The sequence below is a fragment of the Streptomyces californicus genome (genome assembly GCF_000717645.1).
GTDB lineage: Bacteria > Actinomycetota > Actinomycetes > Streptomycetales > Streptomycetaceae > Streptomyces > Streptomyces californicus.
Window position 1 is genome coordinate 184680 of the sequence record NZ_JNZZ01000008.1, and the last position, 18516, is coordinate 203195.

The 18516-nt window shown below is 69.3% G+C and carries 13 protein-coding genes; 6 read left to right on the plus strand and 7 right to left on the minus strand.

The features are described 5' to 3' along the window. Positions 1-264: 264 nt before the first annotated feature. Positions 265-1023 carry an SDR family NAD(P)-dependent oxidoreductase gene (locus IF19_RS0112805; RefSeq protein WP_030116023.1) on the minus strand — a complete coding sequence of 253 codons (759 nt, stop codon included), beginning with the start codon at positions 1021-1023 and terminating at the stop codon, positions 265-267. 299 nt (positions 1024-1322) lie between these two features. Next, complete coding sequence (locus IF19_RS0112810) at positions 1323-1907, minus strand: TetR/AcrR family transcriptional regulator (protein ID WP_030121639.1); 585 nt, start codon at positions 1905-1907, stop codon at positions 1323-1325. Between the two features lie 233 nt (positions 1908-2140). Here IF19_RS0112810 and IF19_RS0112815 point away from each other — a divergent pair, with 233 nt between their 5' ends. Both IF19_RS0112815 and IF19_RS0112825 read left to right on the plus strand, forming a co-directional pair. Continuing rightward, positions 2141-4552, plus strand: coding sequence for a PA14 domain-containing protein (locus IF19_RS0112815; RefSeq protein ID WP_030116025.1), 2412 nt, complete (start codon positions 2141-2143; stop codon positions 4550-4552). Positions 4553-4841: 289 nt separating this feature from the next. Then, complete coding sequence (locus tag IF19_RS0112825) at positions 4842-6800, plus strand: YncE family protein (RefSeq protein ID WP_030277680.1); 1959 nt, start codon at positions 4842-4844, stop codon at positions 6798-6800. A 244-nt stretch (positions 6801-7044) separates the two neighbouring features. Here IF19_RS0112825 and IF19_RS0112830 read toward each other — a convergent pair whose 3' ends face one another. From IF19_RS0112830 to IF19_RS0112835, 3 genes are all read right to left on the minus strand, one after another. Further along, positions 7045-7293 (minus strand): type II toxin-antitoxin system CcdA family antitoxin, encoded by a 249-nt coding sequence (locus tag IF19_RS0112830; RefSeq protein ID WP_030277681.1) that lies wholly within the window; start codon positions 7291-7293, stop codon positions 7045-7047. Between the two features lie 227 nt (positions 7294-7520). Then, positions 7521-7904 carry a DUF6193 family natural product biosynthesis protein gene (locus IF19_RS1000000138200; protein ID WP_063835885.1) on the minus strand — a complete coding sequence of 128 codons (384 nt, stop codon included), beginning with the start codon at positions 7902-7904 and terminating at the stop codon, positions 7521-7523. Then, positions 7894-12702, minus strand: a complete 4809-nt coding sequence (locus tag IF19_RS0112835) for an RHS repeat-associated core domain-containing protein (protein ID WP_234313221.1) — start codon at positions 12700-12702, stop codon at positions 7894-7896. The genes IF19_RS1000000138200 and IF19_RS0112835 overlap by 11 nt, the downstream gene beginning before the upstream one ends. Positions 12703-13423: 721 nt before the next feature. On the opposite strand from IF19_RS0112835, the gene IF19_RS0112840 reads away from it, so the two are divergent. Both IF19_RS0112840 and IF19_RS1000000138205 read left to right on the plus strand, forming a co-directional pair. Next, positions 13424-15163 (plus strand): GAF domain-containing SpoIIE family protein phosphatase, encoded by a 1740-nt coding sequence (locus IF19_RS0112840; protein ID WP_030277682.1) that lies wholly within the window; start codon positions 13424-13426, stop codon positions 15161-15163. A 472-nt stretch (positions 15164-15635) separates the two neighbouring features. Next, on the plus strand, positions 15636-15962 hold the full coding sequence (locus IF19_RS1000000138205) for a DUF1932 domain-containing protein (RefSeq protein ID WP_234313222.1): 327 nt from the start codon (positions 15636-15638) through the stop codon (positions 15960-15962). Positions 15963-16128: 166 nt separating this feature from the next. On the opposite strand, the gene IF19_RS0112845 is transcribed toward IF19_RS1000000138205, so the two are convergent. After that, positions 16129-16365 carry a type II toxin-antitoxin system CcdA family antitoxin gene (locus IF19_RS0112845; RefSeq protein ID WP_030277684.1) on the minus strand — a complete coding sequence of 79 codons (237 nt, stop codon included), beginning with the start codon at positions 16363-16365 and terminating at the stop codon, positions 16129-16131. Between the two features lie 155 nt (positions 16366-16520). Between IF19_RS0112845 and IF19_RS0112850 the strand changes: the two genes are divergently transcribed. After that, positions 16521-17189: a DUF998 domain-containing protein gene (locus IF19_RS0112850; protein WP_030116031.1), complete on the plus strand. Its 669-nt coding sequence runs from the start codon at positions 16521-16523 to the stop codon at positions 17187-17189. 57 nt (positions 17190-17246) lie between these two features. After that, the gene (locus tag IF19_RS0112855) at positions 17247-17462 is read left to right on the plus strand and encodes a DUF4287 domain-containing protein (RefSeq protein ID WP_030116032.1); all 216 of its coding nucleotides are present in this window, start codon (positions 17247-17249) and stop codon (positions 17460-17462) included. Here the strand turns inward: IF19_RS0112855 and IF19_RS0112860 are convergent, their stop codons facing one another. Further along, positions 17463-18443: a sigma-70 family RNA polymerase sigma factor gene (locus tag IF19_RS0112860; protein ID WP_030116033.1), complete on the minus strand. Its 981-nt coding sequence runs from the start codon at positions 18441-18443 to the stop codon at positions 17463-17465. Between the last annotated feature and the right edge of the window lie 73 nt (positions 18444-18516).

Here is an 18516-nt window from a genome sequence, read left to right on the forward strand (position 1 = left end):
AAATGACCGGTAATGCAAAGCGCCTTTTACGGGGTGAAACCGTTCCGGAGCGCCTGGAGTTTTCGGGTACCAAAACTGCAACTGAGTGTGACAGTAGCACGCTGCGGCAGATTATGTGTGCCGAGATTTTTTCCGGGCATGCGGACGCAGAAACTCTTCCCGTGCAGGTCGTTGAATTCTGGGCTCGCCGGCGCAGGTATCTTCCCGGTGACGCCTCTCGTGAACGTGTCCGTCCACCGGCCGGGGCGCAGCGGAGACCGGCCGTCAGGCCGACGACCCGCTGTCGATCACCAGGTCGGCGCCGACCACCGAGCCCGCCGCGGACGAGGCGAGGTACAGCACCGCGGCCGCCACCTCCTCGGCCTCCGCGACGCGGCCGAGCGGGTTCTCCGACTTCATCCGCTCCGCCCGGTCGCCCTCGGTCTCGCCAGGCAGCAGGGACATGGGGGCGGCGGAGGCTCCCGGACTGACCGCGTTGATGCGGACGCCCTGGTGGATGTGGTCGAGAGCGGCGGCGCGGGTCAGCGCGGAGACCGCGGCCTTCGAGGTGATGTACGCGGCGGCGTTCGGGATCCGGAGGTGCGCGCCGAGGTTGGAGGAGATGTTGACGATGGCCCCGCCGCCGTTCTCCTTCATGTGCGCGATCTCGTGCTTCATGGCCAGCCAGACCCCGGTGACGTTGGTCCGCAGCACCGCGTCCCAGTCCGCCTCGCTCACCTCGCCCACGGGGGCGGCCCCCCGGAGTATCCCGGCGTTGTTGACCGCGATGTCCAGCCCGCCGAACCGGGAGACGGTCTCGTGCACGAGGTCGCGGAGCCGGCCGGAGTCCGTGACGTCGACCGTCACGGCGGCGGCGGTGCCCCCGGCCGCCTCGATGAGGGCGACCGTCTCGTCCAGGGGCGCCGGGGTGCGGCCCGCGACGACCACGGACGCGCCCTCGGCCGCGAAGGCGAGCGCGATGGCGCGGCCGAGACCGGAGCCTGCGCCCGTGACGAGCGCGGTCCTGCCGGTGAAGCGGTTCATTGCGACAACTCCTCTGGTTGAGCGCCTGCTCGGCGCTTCGGTGCGGAAGGGTGACGAGGTGGGCGAAGACGGTCGGCGGGCAGCGGTCGGTCGCGCATCAGCGGCCGGCGGAGCGAGGGGCGTACGGAGATCGGCGCGGCGGCGCGGTGGCGCGGCCCTCAGCGGGCCGCACCCCGACGACGCCGGCGGCCCCTCCGTACCGGCACCCTCCCCATATTTGATCGATCGGTCCATTATTCGGGTAGGGGTCCCCAGGCGCGCGGGCTCGGCATCGCCAGCGACCGGGCGCGCTCCTGACGTCAGTCCAGCAGGGCCAGCGCCTGCTCGGCCGCGTCGCGGACCCGGGCGGGATCGCTGGACACCTTCCCGACGATCCGTACGCCCTGCAGCAGGACGAGCAGCATGCGGGCCAGCGCCCGTGGGTCGCGGTCCCCCGGCAACTCGCCCTGCGCCTGGGCCCGTACGAGTGCGGAGAGCAACGGCGTCTCCAGCCGCTCCCAGCTGATCTCGACCCGACGTGCTGCCGCTGGATCATGCGGGCCCAGCTCGGCCGCGGTGTTGGTGACGAGGCAGCCGTTCAGCCGGGATTCGGGAGAGGCGGCCTCGTCGGCGAAGCGCCGCACCACCGCCCGTACGGCGGGCAGGGCGGGCCCCGGCTGCGCCAACTCGGCGACGAGGACCGGGTCGTGTCCCTCGGTGTACCGGTCCATGGCCTTCAGGTACAGCTCGTGCTTGTTGCCGAAGGTGGCGTAGATGCTGGCGCGGCCGATCCCCAGGTGCTCGACGAGATCGGCCATCGACGTCGCTTCGTAACCGCGCTGCCAGAACAGCTCCAGGGCTGCCTGCAGCGCGGCGTCCGGATCGAATTCCTTGGTCCTGGCCACGTCGGCGACCCTAGGTCATTCGAGAACGATCGGTCAACAAAGGTGAGGCCGGCCGCCGCACCGCGCCGCCGCGAGTACCGTCCAGGACCGCCGCCATCACCGCTACCGCCACCCGCACGGCCGTCCCCGCGCGACAGCGGCCGGAAGCCGTACAACCAACCGAACCGATCATCAGTCTTGTTCGGCGACCCCTGGTGATCGACATCGGTCGTGGAACAGAACTGAAGGACTTGATGAACCCTGCCAGACGCATGACCGCCTCCGCCCTGGTCCTGGCCACGGCAGGCGGACTGCTCTACGCCACCGCCGCGCCCGTCTCCGCGGCGGCGAACTGCGCCTCCCCCGTGTTCAAGCGGCAGTTCTTCGCGAACACGACGTTCTCGGGTAAGCCGAAGAAGACGGACTGCGATGCCGCGATCGACCAGAACTGGGGCACGCGCGCACCCGCCTCCGGACTGCCGTCCAACCACTTCGGCGTGCGCTGGTCGGTGACCCGCGACTTCGGCTCCGGAGGCCCCTTCACGTTCTCGGCCTCCGCACAGGACGGCGTACGCGTCTACCTCGACGGCGTCCGCAGGATCGACGTCTGGAAGAACGGCTCCTCCACCGTCAAGAAGACCGTCAACGTGACGATCCCCAAGGGCAAGCACACGCTCCGCGTCGACTACGTCAACTGGACGGGCTCCGCGAACGTCAGGTTCGCCTACACACCGCGCACCTCCGCCGCCCACGACAGGGTCAAGCCCCTCGCCCCCACCGGCGCGGCCGTCTCGTACAACGCCACCACCGGCGCGGCCAGGCTCACCTGGAGTAGGAACGCGGAGGCGGACCTGGCGAACTACCGGGTCTACCGCCGGCTGAAGGGCGCCCCGTACGGAAGCAAGCCGCTCGCGACGGTGACCGCCACCTCGTACACCGACAGCGCGCTGCCCAGGACCGGCGCGGGCTACTACTACGAGGTGCGGGCCGTCGACAAGGCGGGCAACGTCTCCGGCGGCAGCGCCGACCAGCTCGTCACCACCGTCGACAAGACCCCGCCCGCCGCTCCTTTCCTGGAGTTGGACTCCTGCCCGGACGGCATGCCGTACGCGGCGCCGGAGCTGGTCACCACCGCGCAGAACGCCGCCGACATCGTCCGGTACGGGATGCAGCGGCTGGACGCCGCCACGAACCGCTGGATCACCGTCCACTCCGGTACGGGGGGCGCGATCTGCGACACCGGCTACCGGTCCGACGGCAGCAAGGTCACCTACCGGGGCCGCGCCCGGGACGCCGCCGGGAACTGGTCGGCGTACTCCGCCGCCACCACGTTCACCACCTTCGACCTGACCCCGCCCGCCCCCGTCACCGGGCTCCGCGCCGAGTACCGGTCGGGCGTACCGCATCTGATGTGGTCGCCCGTCGCCGACGCCGCGTCGTACCAGGTCCTCCAGTACGACCCGGCGACCGGCGGCTACCTCGACGCCCGCCCGGCGGGGAGTCCCGGGGACCGGACCGATGTGGCGCCGCGCCAGACGGCGGCCGTCGCCGACAGCTACCGGTACGCGGTGCGCTCCGTGGACGCCCGGGGCAACGCCGCCGCCCCGGTGGAGATCACGCTGAACATGGCCGACCGGCCGGAGTCGATCGCCGCGTTCAAGACCACCGCCCGGAGCGACGGCGAGGGCGTGATGGTCGCCTGGAGCAGCGTCGACCCGTGGACCGTCGACGAGCGGACCCTTCCCACGTACAAGATCCTCCGGACCGACACCGCGACCGGCGAGACCGCCGTCGTGGACCGGTGCAAGCCGTTCACCTCGGTGGACCAGCCGTTGACCGACCCGGACACGTACTGGACCTGGGCCGACGACGACGCCCCGCTGGCCGCCCGCAAGCAGGTCAACGGCCGATGCTGGGACGTCCGGGGAGAGTCGGAGACGACGTACGAGTACCGCGTCGTGACGACCGACCGGTACGGGAAGGCGTCACAGCCCGGCCCGCCCGCCACGGCGACCACCCCGGACACCGAGCGCCCCGGCCCGGTCGGGAACCTGACGGCGGAACGCGTACCGCTCGGCGTCCGGCTGACCTGGACTCCGCCGGCGGACACCGACGTCCGCTCCTACCACGTGTGGCAGGGCGTCACCGATCCGGACAGCGGTGAGACGGTCTGGAAGGAGAACTGCTGGTCCGGCGACTCCATGGCCGAGACGGAGAGGCTCTGCCCGACCGTCGCCGACGGTGCCGTCCACACCTACAAGGTGGCGGCCACGGACGACCGCCTCCCGCACGACGCCATCCCGCTCGACGCCCTCCACACCACCGAGGTCTCCGTCACCCTGCCCGACACCCGGCCGCCGGGCTGGACGCAGACCGACGTCCGACAGGGGCAGTACCCGACTCTGCACGTCGGCTGCTCCGCGTCCTCCGGGCTCGGCGACTGCTCCCGGTTCGCGAGCTACCGCGTGGAGCGCTGGGACCCCCTCACCGCCTCCTACGCCACCCTGACGGAAGGCACGGCGGGCGACGCCACGTCCTACATGGACATGACGGTGCACGAGGACCTGTTCGCCCTGTACTACTACCGCGTCGTACACCTCGACGCCTCGGGCGCCGAAGCCGCGACACGGTCGACGGCGCACGGCATCTGGAACTCCTGGCTCTGACCGGCGGCGGTACGCGAGGGAGGGGGCCGGAGACCGCTTCGGCCCCCTCACCCCGCCCCGGCCACGACGAACGGCCGGACCGACGCCGAGAGGAGCAGGGCGATGACGAACCCCTCACGCCTGAACGGGGGTTCACGCACGAGCACGTCACGCTTGTCACTTTCCTGTCATACGCTGCCCGGCAGCGGCCGCGCCCCGCTCGTCACCGAACTCCACGGTCACGACCGGACGCCGCGCGGCGCCATCGATCACCGGTGATCCACCGGTTGTCCCGTGGGGGTAAAACACGGTGCGGACGCACAGCATCTCGACCGCGACAGCGCTCGCGGTCCTCTTCAGCTCGACGGTACTGAGCGTCGTCGCGGCCGGCCCCGCGTCGGCGGCCACCGCGACCGTCGGCTCGCCCGCCGGCATCGTCGTCGACGGCGTCGGACAGCGGGTGTTCGTCGGCGACGACGCGAAGGACCGGATCATCGCCGCCGACTACAACGGCAAGGTCCTCGACTCGGTGAGCGGTATCGAGGGGATCTTCGACCTGGCGCTCTCCGACGACCGCGCCACCCTGTACGCGACGGCGCGGCGCAGCCACGAGATCGTGGCCATCGACACGGCCACCCTCGACATCAAGGCCCGCTACCCGGTGGCCACCGGCATCGGCCCGCTGTACGTCGAATTCGCGGGCGGCAAGGCGTGGTTCACCTACGAGGACCCGGCGGACGGCCACGGCGACCTGGGCTCGATCGACCCGGCGGCGGACCCTGCGGCGGACCCGGCGGGCGGGACGGCCCCGACGACGCTCGGACAGCTCCCCCGGGATTCCGGAGTCGGGGGCGGGGCGTTCCTCGACACCGACCCGTCCGCCCCGGGACTGCTGGCGATCGGCGCGACCGACTTCCACGACACGGCCAAGAACCTGATGGCCGTCCTCGACGTCTCCGGTGCCACGCCCCAGGTGGCGGCCTGGCACGACGGCGGCTACCCGCTGCGGTACGTCAGCGACATCGACCTCGTGCCCGGTACCCCGCAGGTGCTGGTCGACGGCACGGACCGGCACGGATACGCGGACGGGACGTTCACCGCCGCCGGCGCCTACCTGGCCGGGGAGCGCGCGGACATCGCTCCGAACGGTCTGATCGCCCAGATCAGCGGCGCGAACGTGGCGGTCTTCGGGCCCGGCCAGAGCCGGCCGATCCGCACGTACGCCGGTTACACCTCCGCCCTCGCCTGGGCCCCGGACGCCTCCCGGATCTTCGCGCTGGTGAGCTCGCCCGGCGGCTACGTCCTCAAGGCGCTCACCGACCCGACGCTGAACGTCCCGAGCCTGACGGTGAACGCGCCGTCGACCGCCACGCGCGGCAAGCCGATCACCGTGACCGGGAGGCTGTCGGCGACGGTGCCGCTGCCGAGCGGCGCGCGACTGCAGGTCACCCGTACCGACCTGGAGAGCTCCCAGGGCAAGGCGCTGCCCGCTGTCACGGTGAGGGCGGACGGCTCGTACACCTTCACGGACACGCCGCAGGCCGGCGGCACGGTCACGTACAAGGCGGCCTACGCGGGCGACGCCGCGCACATGCCGGTCAGCGCGTCCGACAGGGTCACGGTCCCCCACGCGACGCCGACGCTGACCCTGAACAAGAACGGCGGCGTCCACGACTACGGAACCGACGTCTCCTTCACCGCGCACCTCGGCCCGACGTACAAGAACCGCACGGTCGAGATCTGGGCGAACCCCTTCGGCGGCGACAAGCCCAACAGACTGCTGAAGACCGGGAAGGTCAACTCCAGCGGCAACATCTCCGCGACGGTGGACATGACGCGGGACACCGACGTCACCGCGGTCTTCAAGGGCGACACCCGCACGGCTCCCCGGACGGCGAAGTCCACGGCGTACGCGCGGGTCAAGGTCTCCACCGCCGTCTCCAAGCACTACAAGAAGGCCAAGCTCGGCTCGACGTCGTACCACTGGTTCCACCGGAACACCGATCCGCTGCTCACGACGACCATGTCCTACGTCAAGGGGCGCAAGCAGCGCCTCGACCTCCAGGTCCACGCGGGCGGAAAGTGGCACTCCGCCGGCTCGGAGTACTTCCCGCTCGGCACGAACGGAAAGTCGGCCGTACGCCTGGAGGCGCCGGGCACGTCCGGGATCAAGGCGCGCATGCGATCGGTGTACGTCAACGGATCGTCCGGCGACAGCGTGAACTCCACGACGTACGGCCCCTGGAAGTACCTGTACTTCACCCGCTGACCCACCCCGCCCGGCCCACCGCGCCGCCGAAGGGCCCCACCGCTCCCGGTGGGGCCCTTCGGGGTTCGCGAGGGAGAACGCCCGAGGCCGACATGGTCTCCGGCGCCGAACATGACCGCCGTGCTGTGCGCTCCGCTGGACACGGATGGGGCACGAGGGGCCGACAGCGCGACGCGTCCTGGGTCCTGCGCGATCCAGGCGAAGAGCCCTTCGGAGCCCAGGACGCCGGTTTCGACGCGCTCGCTCACGCGGCGTCCGTGCCTGTGGAGGTGCCGGCGGAGCCCACGATCTTCCCGCGCGCCTCGGCGAGTTCCTCGTCGCCGAAGGGTCCGTGCTCCTCCTCGTGACGGCGAAGGTCATCGCCGAGAAGCTGGCGCCGAATCTGCCGGGCTACGGCTTCCGCCACGTAGCCGGAGACGTTGTCCGTGAGCTTGCGCAGCTCCGCCACCTGATCGCTGGGGAGCGTGACGGTGATGCGGGTCGTTAGGGACATGAGTCCAAGCATGCTGGAGTATGCAACTGCTGGCTCGGTCTCTGGTCCCTGTCCTGACGTATGCCGACGCATGCTCCGGCATGGACGACTTTAGGCCACGGCAGCCTCACGAGGCACCTGGCTGCACGCGCCTCTGATGTGCTCGGCCTCTTCACGTAGCGGGGGGTTGTCCAGGTCTGACAGGTCGTCCGGGCCGAACGGGTGCCCGCCCCCTGTGGAGACCGGTGCTACAGATCGTCGGCCGTCCCCTCGATCGCAGGTCCCCAGTCTTCGGGCAGGTTTGCGGAAAGGAGCGCGACCGCCTCCGACGCCGTGTCCGCCACGCCCACCTCACGGAGGCCGGACTCACCCGTCTCCCACAGGCGAATGACGGAGAAGCGCCCGTCACGTCGTCTGAAGAGGGAGGGTACGTCTCGCGACCATGGGTACCGTGTGCAGCGACTGAACTGAAGAGATCCGTGACTGATGAGCGGAAAAAGTGAACGCAGTTTAGGGTCCGCATGGGCCGCCCGTGAAAGGTTCGGATCGATCACGCCGGATGATTCAGACAGGACGCTTTGCCACTCCTTTGTGACCGAACCGGGGATGTCGGCATCAATCTCAGCTGCCATTCGCCTGTTCTCTCTTGAGTCTGAGGTACTCGGGATTCAGTTCCATGATATCTGGTTTATCGTTGATGTCGATTTTCTTGTTGCCTGAATACCAGGCAATCTCTTCCCACGGGCGTCCGTCCGGGTTGGCGTACCCATCGGCCACGTCTGTCTCGTAGGCCCGAACCGCGCGGGCAACCACGCTCATCTCCCATGCGGTTCCGTTACCTGCGTCGGGCCATCGATCCCTGTTCCCCAGGCCGAAATTGTCACCGCGCTCCACGGCTACCCTGAAAGCCTCGATGATAGTTTCCGGCGTATTCCAGTTCCCAGTTTCTCCGGCTCGATTCGGCATTCCGTCCAAGGTTATGGACAGTGTTGTCCCTCGATCGTTCACGGCGGCGGCGACGTTGGTCATCCACACAGGGCCGCCAGGCTCCTCATCGCCGTATGTGCTGTCATTGTATGTGTGCGCGCCGGGGTCATTATTATTGCGTAGGTGCTCGGCAAGGCTATTGGAATGTCCACCAGGACGGTTGACGCCCAGCACCACGCTGTGCGTGTGCTCCCCGCTCCGGTGCGGGCACCCCGCAAGCCCCAGCGGGTCGATCCACCGCGTGGGGTCGTCGACGTAGGTGACCGCGTTCGGGGCGGGGATCAGACCGAGTGGGTCGGGGGAGAGGTAGCGGCCCGACTCGGGGTCGTAGTGGCGGTGGCGGTTGTAGTGAAGGCCTGATTCGGGGTCGAAGTACTGGCCGGGGAAGCGCAGGGGGGTGTAGGCGTCGGCGTCACGGTTCCATGACGTGGTTCCCCACAGGGCGGAACGGGTGCGCCACGCCACCTCGCCCTGTTCGTCGACCAGTTCACGAGGTGTGCCGATGAGGTCGGTGATGATCGCGAAGAAGCGGCCGTCGACTTCCGTCCGGTCCACGAGCCGGCGCTCCACCTGGGTCACCGGCCTCACGCCGTCGTGGTCCCAGGTGAGGGAGACGGAATCCTGGGAGCCCGTGATGGACGTGGTCTGTTCGCAGAGGGTGTCGCCGTCCCAGGTGAAGGTCACCTCCTCGACCACCGTCGCCCCGTCCTCGGCCAGGCGCTGCTTGGCCGAGCGCCGTCCCAGGGCGTCGTAGAGGTAGCGCCAGCGCGTACCGTCCGGTGTGGTGACCGAGACGAGGCGGTCCTCCGCGTCCCAGCCGTAGCGCCAGGTCTCGGGCTTGCGGGAGAGGCGGGCCCTCTGGCGCAGGATCACCCGGCCCTGAGTGTCGTGTTCGTACCGGACGCGGCCCGCACGGGTGAGGCGCGTTCCGGCGTACTCACGCGGCCCGGAGGCGTCGCCCGCACCGGGCCAGGAGGCACTGGTCTGGTTCCCGGCCTCGTCGTACGTGTACCGCTCCGACCAGTTCTCCGCCGTGATGCCGGTGACCCGGCCGTCACGGGACATCTCCAGCCGCTTGCGTCCTCCGGTCAGCTCTTCGGCCGAAGCGAGGCGGCCGCCGGGGCGGTACGTGTACGTGCGGCGCTGGAGGACCCGGTCACCAGTCGTCCGGACGCGCTGGTCGATCAGGCGCCCCGCGCGGTCGTACGCGAGATCGAGGGTCAGCGAGTCACCGATCCGGCGGCCGGTCTCGCGACCCGTCTCGTCGAAATGGAAGCCCAGCCGGTGGCCGGATGCGGTCAGCTCGGCGGTGCGACCGGCCGGGTAGGACCAGGAGCTGACCGCACCGGACGGGGTGACACGACGGGTGCGTCGCCCGGTCTCGTCGTAGGTGTTGACCAGTTCGCGGCCGTCGCACACCTCCCGGAGGACCCTGCCCGAGCTGTCGCGGACGAAGAACAGGCCGGTGTCCGGCCCCGTCGCGGAGGCGAGGCGACCGTGGATGTCGTAGGCGAAGCGCGTGACGTCCCCGTCGGCGTCCTTGGCGGTGACCCGGCCCGCGAGGTCGCGTTCGTAGCGGACCGTCCGACCCAGTCCGTTCGTCCGGGAGAGGAGTTGGCCGCAGGTGTCGTGGGAGTAGCGGAGGGTGCGGCCGTCGTAGTCGGTCTCCGCGCTGGTACGGCCTGCCGCGTCGTACGTGTAGGTCCAGGTCAGACCCTGAGGGTTGGTGACCCGGGTCAGGCGCAGCTCGGTGTCGTGGGTGAACTCCTGGCGTGCGCCGCCCGGTGTGGTGCGGGCGGAGACCAGATCGAAGTGGGTGTACTCGAAGCGGGTCTCGCCGCCCGCCGCGTCGGTGTGCGCAAGGCAGTTGCCCTCGCTGTCGTACGTCCACGACTGCTGCGAGCCGTCGGGATCCGTCCGGCGGGCGAGCTTGCCCTCGACAGTCCACTCCAGCTCGGTGGTGCGGCCTTGCGGGTCGGTGATGCGCACCGGGCGTCCGAACGCGTCCCGGACGTAGCGGGTGACCGTACCGAACGGCCCGCGCATCGCCAGCGGCAGACCGGCCGCGTCACAGCGCAGCCGGTCCAGCGCGCCCAGGGAGTCGTCGACTCCGAGGAGCTGACCCTGCGGGCCGTGGGTGAGCCGGGTGGTGGACCCGTCCGGGCGGGTGAAGAGCGTCGGGTTGCCCCGGTCGTCGTACTCCTGCCGAGAAGTCCCGCCGTCGGAGCCGGTGACGAAGGCCAACTGGTTCAGCTCGTTGTACTCGACCCGGGCGACGGTGCCGTCGGGGTGCTCGACCCGGACCGGGTTTCCGCGATCGTCATAGGTGTACGTGGTGGTACGCCCGAGAGGGTCTGTCCGGGACAGCAGCCGGTCGTACCGGTCGAAGCTGCGGTGGGTGACGCCGCCCAGCGCATCGATCTCCGCGACGGCCTGGAGCCGGTCGTTGAACTGGTGGACCTTGGTCGCACCGAGGGAGTTCGTGTACCGGGTGACGCGGTCGCCTGTGCCCGGATGGACGTCGTAGGCGAACGTGGACGACAGATGGCCGTCCGGGCCGACCGTGCGGACCACGCGGCCGGCATCGTCGTACACATAGCGGAACGTGGAGTCGTTACGGTCGGTCCACGAGGTGATCCGGTCGTCCGGGTCGTATGTGAAACGCAGAGGCAGACCGGACGAGTTGATGACGGCGTCGAGGTTGCCGAGAGTGTTGTAGCCGTAGCGTACGACCGTGACGGGACCGTCCGGCGTACGCAGGGACAGCTCACGTACGCGGGAGTCCTCGACGGCCAGGGTGACCCGGTAGCCCCCGGAGTGGACGACGGCGGTCGGACTGCCGTCCCCGAGGCGCGCGAAGCCGATCCGGTTGAGGTTGCGGTCCTCGATCTCCCGAAGCCAGTAGGCGGGAGACGCGTTGTACGGGCCACCGCGGAAGGAACGCGTCAGACCCGAACGAGGATCCGTGACGAGATAGGTGGTTTCGCTGTTGCCCTGGCCTCCGTGCCGCAGGGGCAGCCGGGGGCCTTCCACGGGGACTACCCCGTTGTCGTCCTCGGGCAGGGGCAACCGCGGATAGACGAGGAGCGAACCGTCCTCCCGGGACCACACCGCGCCTCCGCCGAGGGGGTCCAACTCGATTCTCTCGTCCAGCGTGGAGGCCCAGCTGCGCCCGAACCACTGGCCGTAGCGATAGCCGGAGAGATGGGTCCGGCGAAGGACCAGAGGAAGGACTCCGGGAAGGGCCAGATCGGTCTGCGGGAGGGTCATCTCGCCGGTGGCGACGTCCACCGGGTCGTTCTCGCAGGTCTTCTTCTCCAAGGAGATCGCGTTACGGCGCGGCTCGTCCTTGGCGTTCTTCAGCGCGTCAGCCTTGGTGCGGGCGGAGTTCCGGGGCGCATCGGGGCGCGGGCCGTCTTCCTTGTCGCCCTTCTGCACCTTCACGCCCTTGGACATCATCTCCTTGATGTCCAGTTCGATCTTCTTCTGGTTCTCGGAGATCTCCTTGACGGCTTTGGGGAGCGTCTTTCCGAAATGGTCGCCCAGGGCTTCGTTGGCCTTACCGAGCGCCTTCATGGCCTTGTCGATCACGGGGTCCAGGGCGCCGGCGATATCGTCTTTGCCCCGGCTTCGTCCATGATGCGCCTTGGCCTTGGACAACTTCCCCGCGGTTTTGCCGTGAACCTCGACGCTGACCAGGTTGAGCTTGGTGCCGGCGCGGGTGTGTTCCGCGTGCTCGATGTGGACGCCCTTGCCGGGCGCGGGGCCGGGGCCGTCGGCCGAGGCGAGCTGGAGGGAATCCTTGACCCCCGCCACTCCTTCGTTGAAGCCTTCCTTGCCCGACTGGCCGACCTGGTTCATGTCGACGCCGTCCTGGAGGCCGAGCGCGTTGGCTCCGACCTGTACGGCGAGGTCCGCGGCCATGTTCTCTAGTGCGGCGACGGCCGGCTCGGTCAGGGCGGAGACGATGTATCCGACGACCTCCTCCATGCACTCCTTGATGATCCGGCGGATGGCCTGCTGTGCGACCGCGATGGCCGCCCCGCCGATGAGCATGGATAGCCCGCCGGTCACTGGTATCAGCGCCATGGAGACGCCGGCCTTGCCGGCGAGAACGCCCAGGTGGACGATTGCCGCGTACTTCATGGCTTCGATCGCCGTTGCCGCGTTGTCCAGGGCGCCGGCGATGGTGCGAGCGCCACTGGCCAGGTCCTTCACATGCTTGTTCTTGACCTTGCCCCAGTGACCGTTGAGCGCGTCGAGGGCTTCACCGCTGCCGGAGGACAGCAGACGTTGCACGTGCTGGTTGGCAAGGTGACCATCGTCCTCGACATCGTCGGCGAACTCCCTGAGAGCGTCGGCCATGTCCCGGTACGCGTCTTCGTCGACGTTTGGCCAGTTGATCCCGATCAGGTCAAGCATGGTGTCGGCCCAATCGGGCACGGTTACAGCCACAGTGCGAAGTCCCCCCGTGCAGAGCTGCGTTCACTGAATGCAGACGCGAACACGATCTCATTCTCGCGCCGCGTCACCCAAGATCGGTCACCGTCGGCGTGTATGAACGAATGGGCAGCTGCGAGGTGAGACCGCGGACGCCCAGCGCCTAGTTCTCGCTACGTGACGACGAGGTGCGCGGCGACATGGCGGCGGGGCCCGTACTCTCCGCAAGGCGGCTGCGGGGGAGGCTCGGCGGAAGGCGGCTGCCGGACATCGCCGCCGTGGCCCGTCCGGGTCGCGTGCTACACGGCACGGATCTGGTGCGCGACACCTAGACAGATCCAGGCAACAAACAAGGCCCGGGTCGATGACCTGGGCCTTAGTCGTGGAGCGGGTGACGAGAATCGAACTCGCGCTCTGAGCTTGGGAATCAGCGGTGTTTGGACCGCTGGAATGGATCTGACCTGCGCTTTCTCGTCAGGAAGCTTGGCTTGCCCTGGTCTCTGGGAGCCGTATCTGACCGCTGCTGTCCGCTGTGCTGGGCACGGATGGGGCATGAGGGCAGCGGTGCGGCGGGCCCTGCCGGGGGTGTGCTCGGTGGTGGTCCCGTGCGTCGGAGTCTCGGCACCGCACCTAGCTGGGACATCATGGTTTTTTCCTCTTATATTCGGATAATGTGCTCGATAGAGGTCACGCCTTCCCCTGCCAGGTCGACGGAGGTCGCAGGATGAAGGGCCCTGGAAGGCTGGAGGCGCTGCGGCTGGCGGGGCTGACCGCGGCGGCCGACCCCGGCATGGACCGCTTCGCCCGGTTGGTCACGCGCGTTCTGCGCGTTCCGGTGTCCCTGGTCTCGCTGCTGGAGGCCGACCGGCAGGTGTTTCCCGGGATGGTCGGGTTGTCCGGGGTCTGGGCGGCCCGGCGCGAAACCCCCTTGAGCCACTCCTTCTGCCAGCACGTCGTCGCGGACGGCAAGCCGCTGATCCTCAGCGACACCCGGTCGTCTCCCCGCACCTGCGACAGCCTCGCCATCCCCGACCTCCGGGTGGTCGCGTACGCCGGTATGCCGCTCACCGACGCGGACGGGCATGTCCTCGGATCGCTCTGCGCCATCGATCACGAGCCTCGCGAGTGGACGGCGGACGAGCTGCGCGATCTTGAGGATCTGACCGCGGCCTGCTCGATGGAGCTGAGGCTGAGGATCGCCTCGGAGTTGATCCAGCGGGACCGCGACCACGCCGGCCTCCTTCTGCGCGCGGCCATCGAGCTCGCCCACGCCCGCGATCTCACGGATCTGACCCGGCGCCTGCGCCACCTGTTCCAGGGGCCGGCCGAGCCCACGTTCGTGGGCCTGCTCCTGGCAAACGGCGGAAAGCTGTGGCGCGTGATCGACCCGGAGGACGTACGGCCGGTGGAAAGCGCCATCGACCATCTGGAGTGGGATGCCTCCTTCCCCAGCGCCCTGGCCATGCGCGAGCAACGCGCCGTCTTCGTAGCGGACCGTCCCACGCTCCTGCGCGGCTTCGGGCCCGAGGCCGTAGCCGGGTACGACTCGCTGGGTCTCGAGTCCGTGATGTGCGTTCCGCTGCCGGACCGGCGCGGCGTCCTGACGTGGTGCTGGTCCCGCCCCCATGTGCTGGCGCCGACGGAGGAGGCCGTTCTCACCACGGTGGCGGGGTACGTGAGCCAGGCGGTGGAGCGTACCCGTTTCGTGGCCAACCGGCTGAGCACCGCGGAGCAGCTGCAGGCCGCGATGCTCACCGAGCTGCCGGACGTACCGGGCCTGGACATGGCGGCCCTGTACCTGCCGGCCGCCGACCAGGACATGGTCGGCGGCGACTGGTACGACGCGTATCCACTTCCGACGGTGCCGCCCGCGACCCGGCCCGCCCTGATGGTCTCGATCGGCGATGTCATCGGGCACGACGTCCAGGCCGCCACAGTGATGGGCCAGATCCGCAGCATGCTCCGACAGGCGAGCCTCGATGACCCGGCCCACTCTCCCTCCGCCGCCCTCGACGCGATCGACCGGGCCATCGGCACCCTGCCCCTGGGGCTGGGTGCCACAGCGGTCCACGCCCGCCTCGACCTCCACGACGGTCAGTGGCGGCTGACGTGGTCCAACGCCGGACACCCGCCGCCGCTGCTGCACACCCCGGAAGAGGGTGTCTTGCCCCTGGGCGACCACGATCTGCTCCTCATCGGCACGTCGGAGGACGACCCGCCCCGCCACGACCACACGCGCGACCTCCCCCCGGGCAGCGTGCTCCTCCTCTACACCGACGGCCTGGTCGAACGCCGCGACGCGGACATCGACGTCGGCACCGCCCGCGCGACTGCCGTGCTCGCCCGCCACCGCGACAAACCCCTGCCCCTCCTCCTGGAAGCCCTCTCCGAGGGCCTGGCGGACATCCCGCAACGGGACGACGTGGCGGTACTCGCCGTCCGAATCACCCGGACGGAACTATGACGGACCGTTGGCGCCTGCATGAGCGCAGACCTCACGCGCCGTCACCCGTGCCACAGCCACCCGCAGCTGGAAAACGTCGGCTGCCGCGACTCTCTGTGCCGCGGCTCCGGCCATGGCAGTCGGGACCGCGAGCGTGACAGCGTCGGCGCCCTCAGGGAAAGCCGAAAGCCGACCGGCGGCAGCGTCGAGAGCTTCCTCCTCGGAGAGCCCTGGGGCCGGGCGCCATCAACCGTGATGGCGCCAACATTCTCGTGCAGCTCCACCGGGTGGCCGACAACACCGGACCGGGCGAGTCACACGGGCCCGCTACCCGGACACGCCTCGGCTCCAGACGGGCGGACCTTCATGATCGACAATCACTGGACAGCCCGGGGCACGCGCTCGCCGACGCCCGCTGAGTCGGGAATCAACTACAGCCGAAGCCGAGGTCCTGATCTGCGGGATCCTCTCCGGTCCGGAGTGCGTACCGAGGGTGCCAAGCCGGGCCCGGCGCTGGGCGCCCGAGACGGCAGAAGTCGCCGATACGCTCCGCGCGGCTGACCCGCCTCCGGAGACGGCGGAGGCTACGGCTCAGGTGCTCGCTTTCTGGGAGCAGGACAAGGGCCAGTGCGACGTGCCGGTTGCCGGTCAAAGATGTCCTCGCCCAGTTCCGGTCAGGACAGAGCATGTAGACGAGTCCGGACAACCAACAAGGCCCGGGTCGATGACCTGGGCCTCAGTCGTGGAGCAGGTGACGAGAATCGAACTCGCGCTCTGGGCTTGGGAATCAGCGGTGCTTGGGTCGTATGGAAGGCACTGAACTGCGCTTTCCTGCGAGGAAGTCGGGGTCGCCATGGTCTCTGGAGGCTGTTCCTGACCGCTGCTGCCCGCTCGGCTGGGCACGGATGGGGCAGGAGGGCGGGCGGCGCGACGATCCAGGCCGAGAGCCCTTCCGAGTCCAGGCCGACAGTTTCGACGCGACTCGCTCACGCGGCGTCCGCGCCGGTGGAGCCGACGATCTTCGCACGCGCCTCGGCGATCTCCACGTCGCTGAGGGAGCCGTGCTCTTCCTCATGCCGACGGAGGTCGTCCCCCAGGAGCTGGTGCCGGATCTGGCGGGCTACGGCTTCTGCCACGTAGCCGGAGACGTTGTCCGTGAGCTTGCGGAGCTCCGCCACCTGATCGCTGGGGAGGGTAACGGTGATGCGAGTCGTGGAGGACATGAGTCCAGCCTGCTGGAGCATGCGCGGGGTGGCGGACTTGCCCCCGAGGGAGCTCAACCCTTCACTATATGAGATAGGCCACGTGCTGGAGGGCGATCATCTCGCCGCTCGTTGTCGGTCATATGGGTGACACGTCGCAACGAGGAAGGCACGCCATGACAGGCACGTTCACCACACCTGGCCCCATCCACTCGGTAACCACCAGTCGGCGATCCACGGCGCGGTGGCTCACGGTCGGTGGTGTGCTGGCAGGTCCCCTGTTCCTCGCGGCCGGACTTGCCCAGGGCCTCACGCGCGACGGCTTCGACTTCACTCGAAACGCGATCAGCCAACTCGCTCTGGGTGGGGCCGGCTGGGTTCAGACGTTGAGTTTCGTGTTCACCGGAGCGCTGCTGGTCGCCGGCGCGGCCGGGCTACGGTGGACTCTGCACAGAGGCCCCGCCGAGGTATGGGCACCGGCCCTTGTCGGCGTGTTCGGCCTCTCCTTCTGGGCTGCAGCCGCCTTCCCGGCCGACGCCGGTGCGGGCTTCCCCGCAGGCTCCCCGGACGCGACGGTGATGAGCGGGCACGGTGCGGTCCACATGGCTGCCGGAATGATCGGCTACCTCGCTCTGTGTGCGGCACTCGTCCTTCTGGCCCGCCCGCTTGCCGCCCGGGGTCTTCGCGGCTGGGCCGTGGCGTCGCGGGTCGTGCCCGCGGCTGTCTTCGTCGGCTTCATGGGCTCTGCCGCGTCGGTTCTTGCGTTCACCGCCGGTGCCGGCCTCGGGCTGTTGTGGCTCAGCGCGGTGATGGCACGGCTGGCCGACGCTCCGGGCGACCACTAGCCAAACGCCGTTCTCACCGATTCCACCAAGACGATCACGATCCGAAACGGAGCATCCATGACCGACTACGCCGTGAAGGGCCCTGCCAGCTACTTCCCGTCCATCGAGAAGAAGTACGGCCGTCCGATCGCCGAGTGGAAGGGCCTCATTCGTTCCTCCTCGCTGACGAAGCACATGGAGCTGGTCGGCTGGCTCAAGTCCGAGCACGGACTCGGCCACGGCCATGCAAATGCCCTCGTCGCCCACACACTCGCCGAGGACAACGCCAAGTGATCAGGTCGGGACGTCGGGGCCTGCTTCACCGCTCAGGTGTCCCGGCAGGCCGAACAGTGGGAAGAGGAGCGCGGTGTCACGGAATGCCGTGATGCTCGCGATGCGGTCGCCGGAGAACTCGAGGACTTGGAGCGCCCAGGGCTCGTAACCGGTACCGTCCGTACGGGGCCGGTACTGGCCGAAGGCGGGGGAGCTGTTCGCCACGGTCGGAATGAGCCGCGAACCGCGGCAGCCGACGGCCGGCCCGGTCAGCCACGACCTGATATCGGCCATCCCGCGCATCCACTTCGCGTACGGCGGCAGAGACAGAGTGGCGTCGACGTGGAGCAGTAATCCCAGCTCCTCCATGTCGTACCGGGAGAACGCCGTCGCGTACCGCTCGGCCAGAACCTGCTGGGTGCCCCCGGGCGCCGGGAGGCCGAGTTCGCCGGTCCTGTCCCGGCGATCGGCCAGAGTGGCACGGGCCCGCTGCAAAGCGCTGTTGGCGGAGGCGAGAGTGCAGCCGTGCAGGTCGGCGACCTCGCGGGCCGAGAAACCGAGGACATCCCGCAGGAGCAACGTAGCTCGCTGCTTGGGCGGCAGGTGCTGGAGCGCGGCGACGAAAGCCAACCGCACCGACTCGCCGGTCATCGCGGAAGCCGCCGGATCGCCACCGGGCAGAGGGTCGATCCACAGCGCGCTGTCCGCCGGCGCGCCTGGAGGCGCGGAGCCGCCCGACGGCCCGGACAGGTCCATCGGCAGCGCCCGCCGCCTCCCGGCAGCCAGGGCGTCTAGGCACACGTTGGTGGCGATGCGGTACACCCACGAGCGCAGGGACGACCTGCCCTCGAACTGCCCGGCGTTCTGCCAAGCTCGGACGAGGGTCTGCTGAGCGGCGTCCTCGGCTTCTGCGTACGACCCCAGCATGCGATAGCAGTGGCGAACCAACTCACCCCGGTACGGCTCAAACTGCAGCACTATCGCCCGCGCCTTGTCATCCATGTCCCCCCCCGTTCCCGATGACGTGCCCCCCTCGCCATGTGGCCAGGCGCGCCCATCCGACGCGCATAACGAT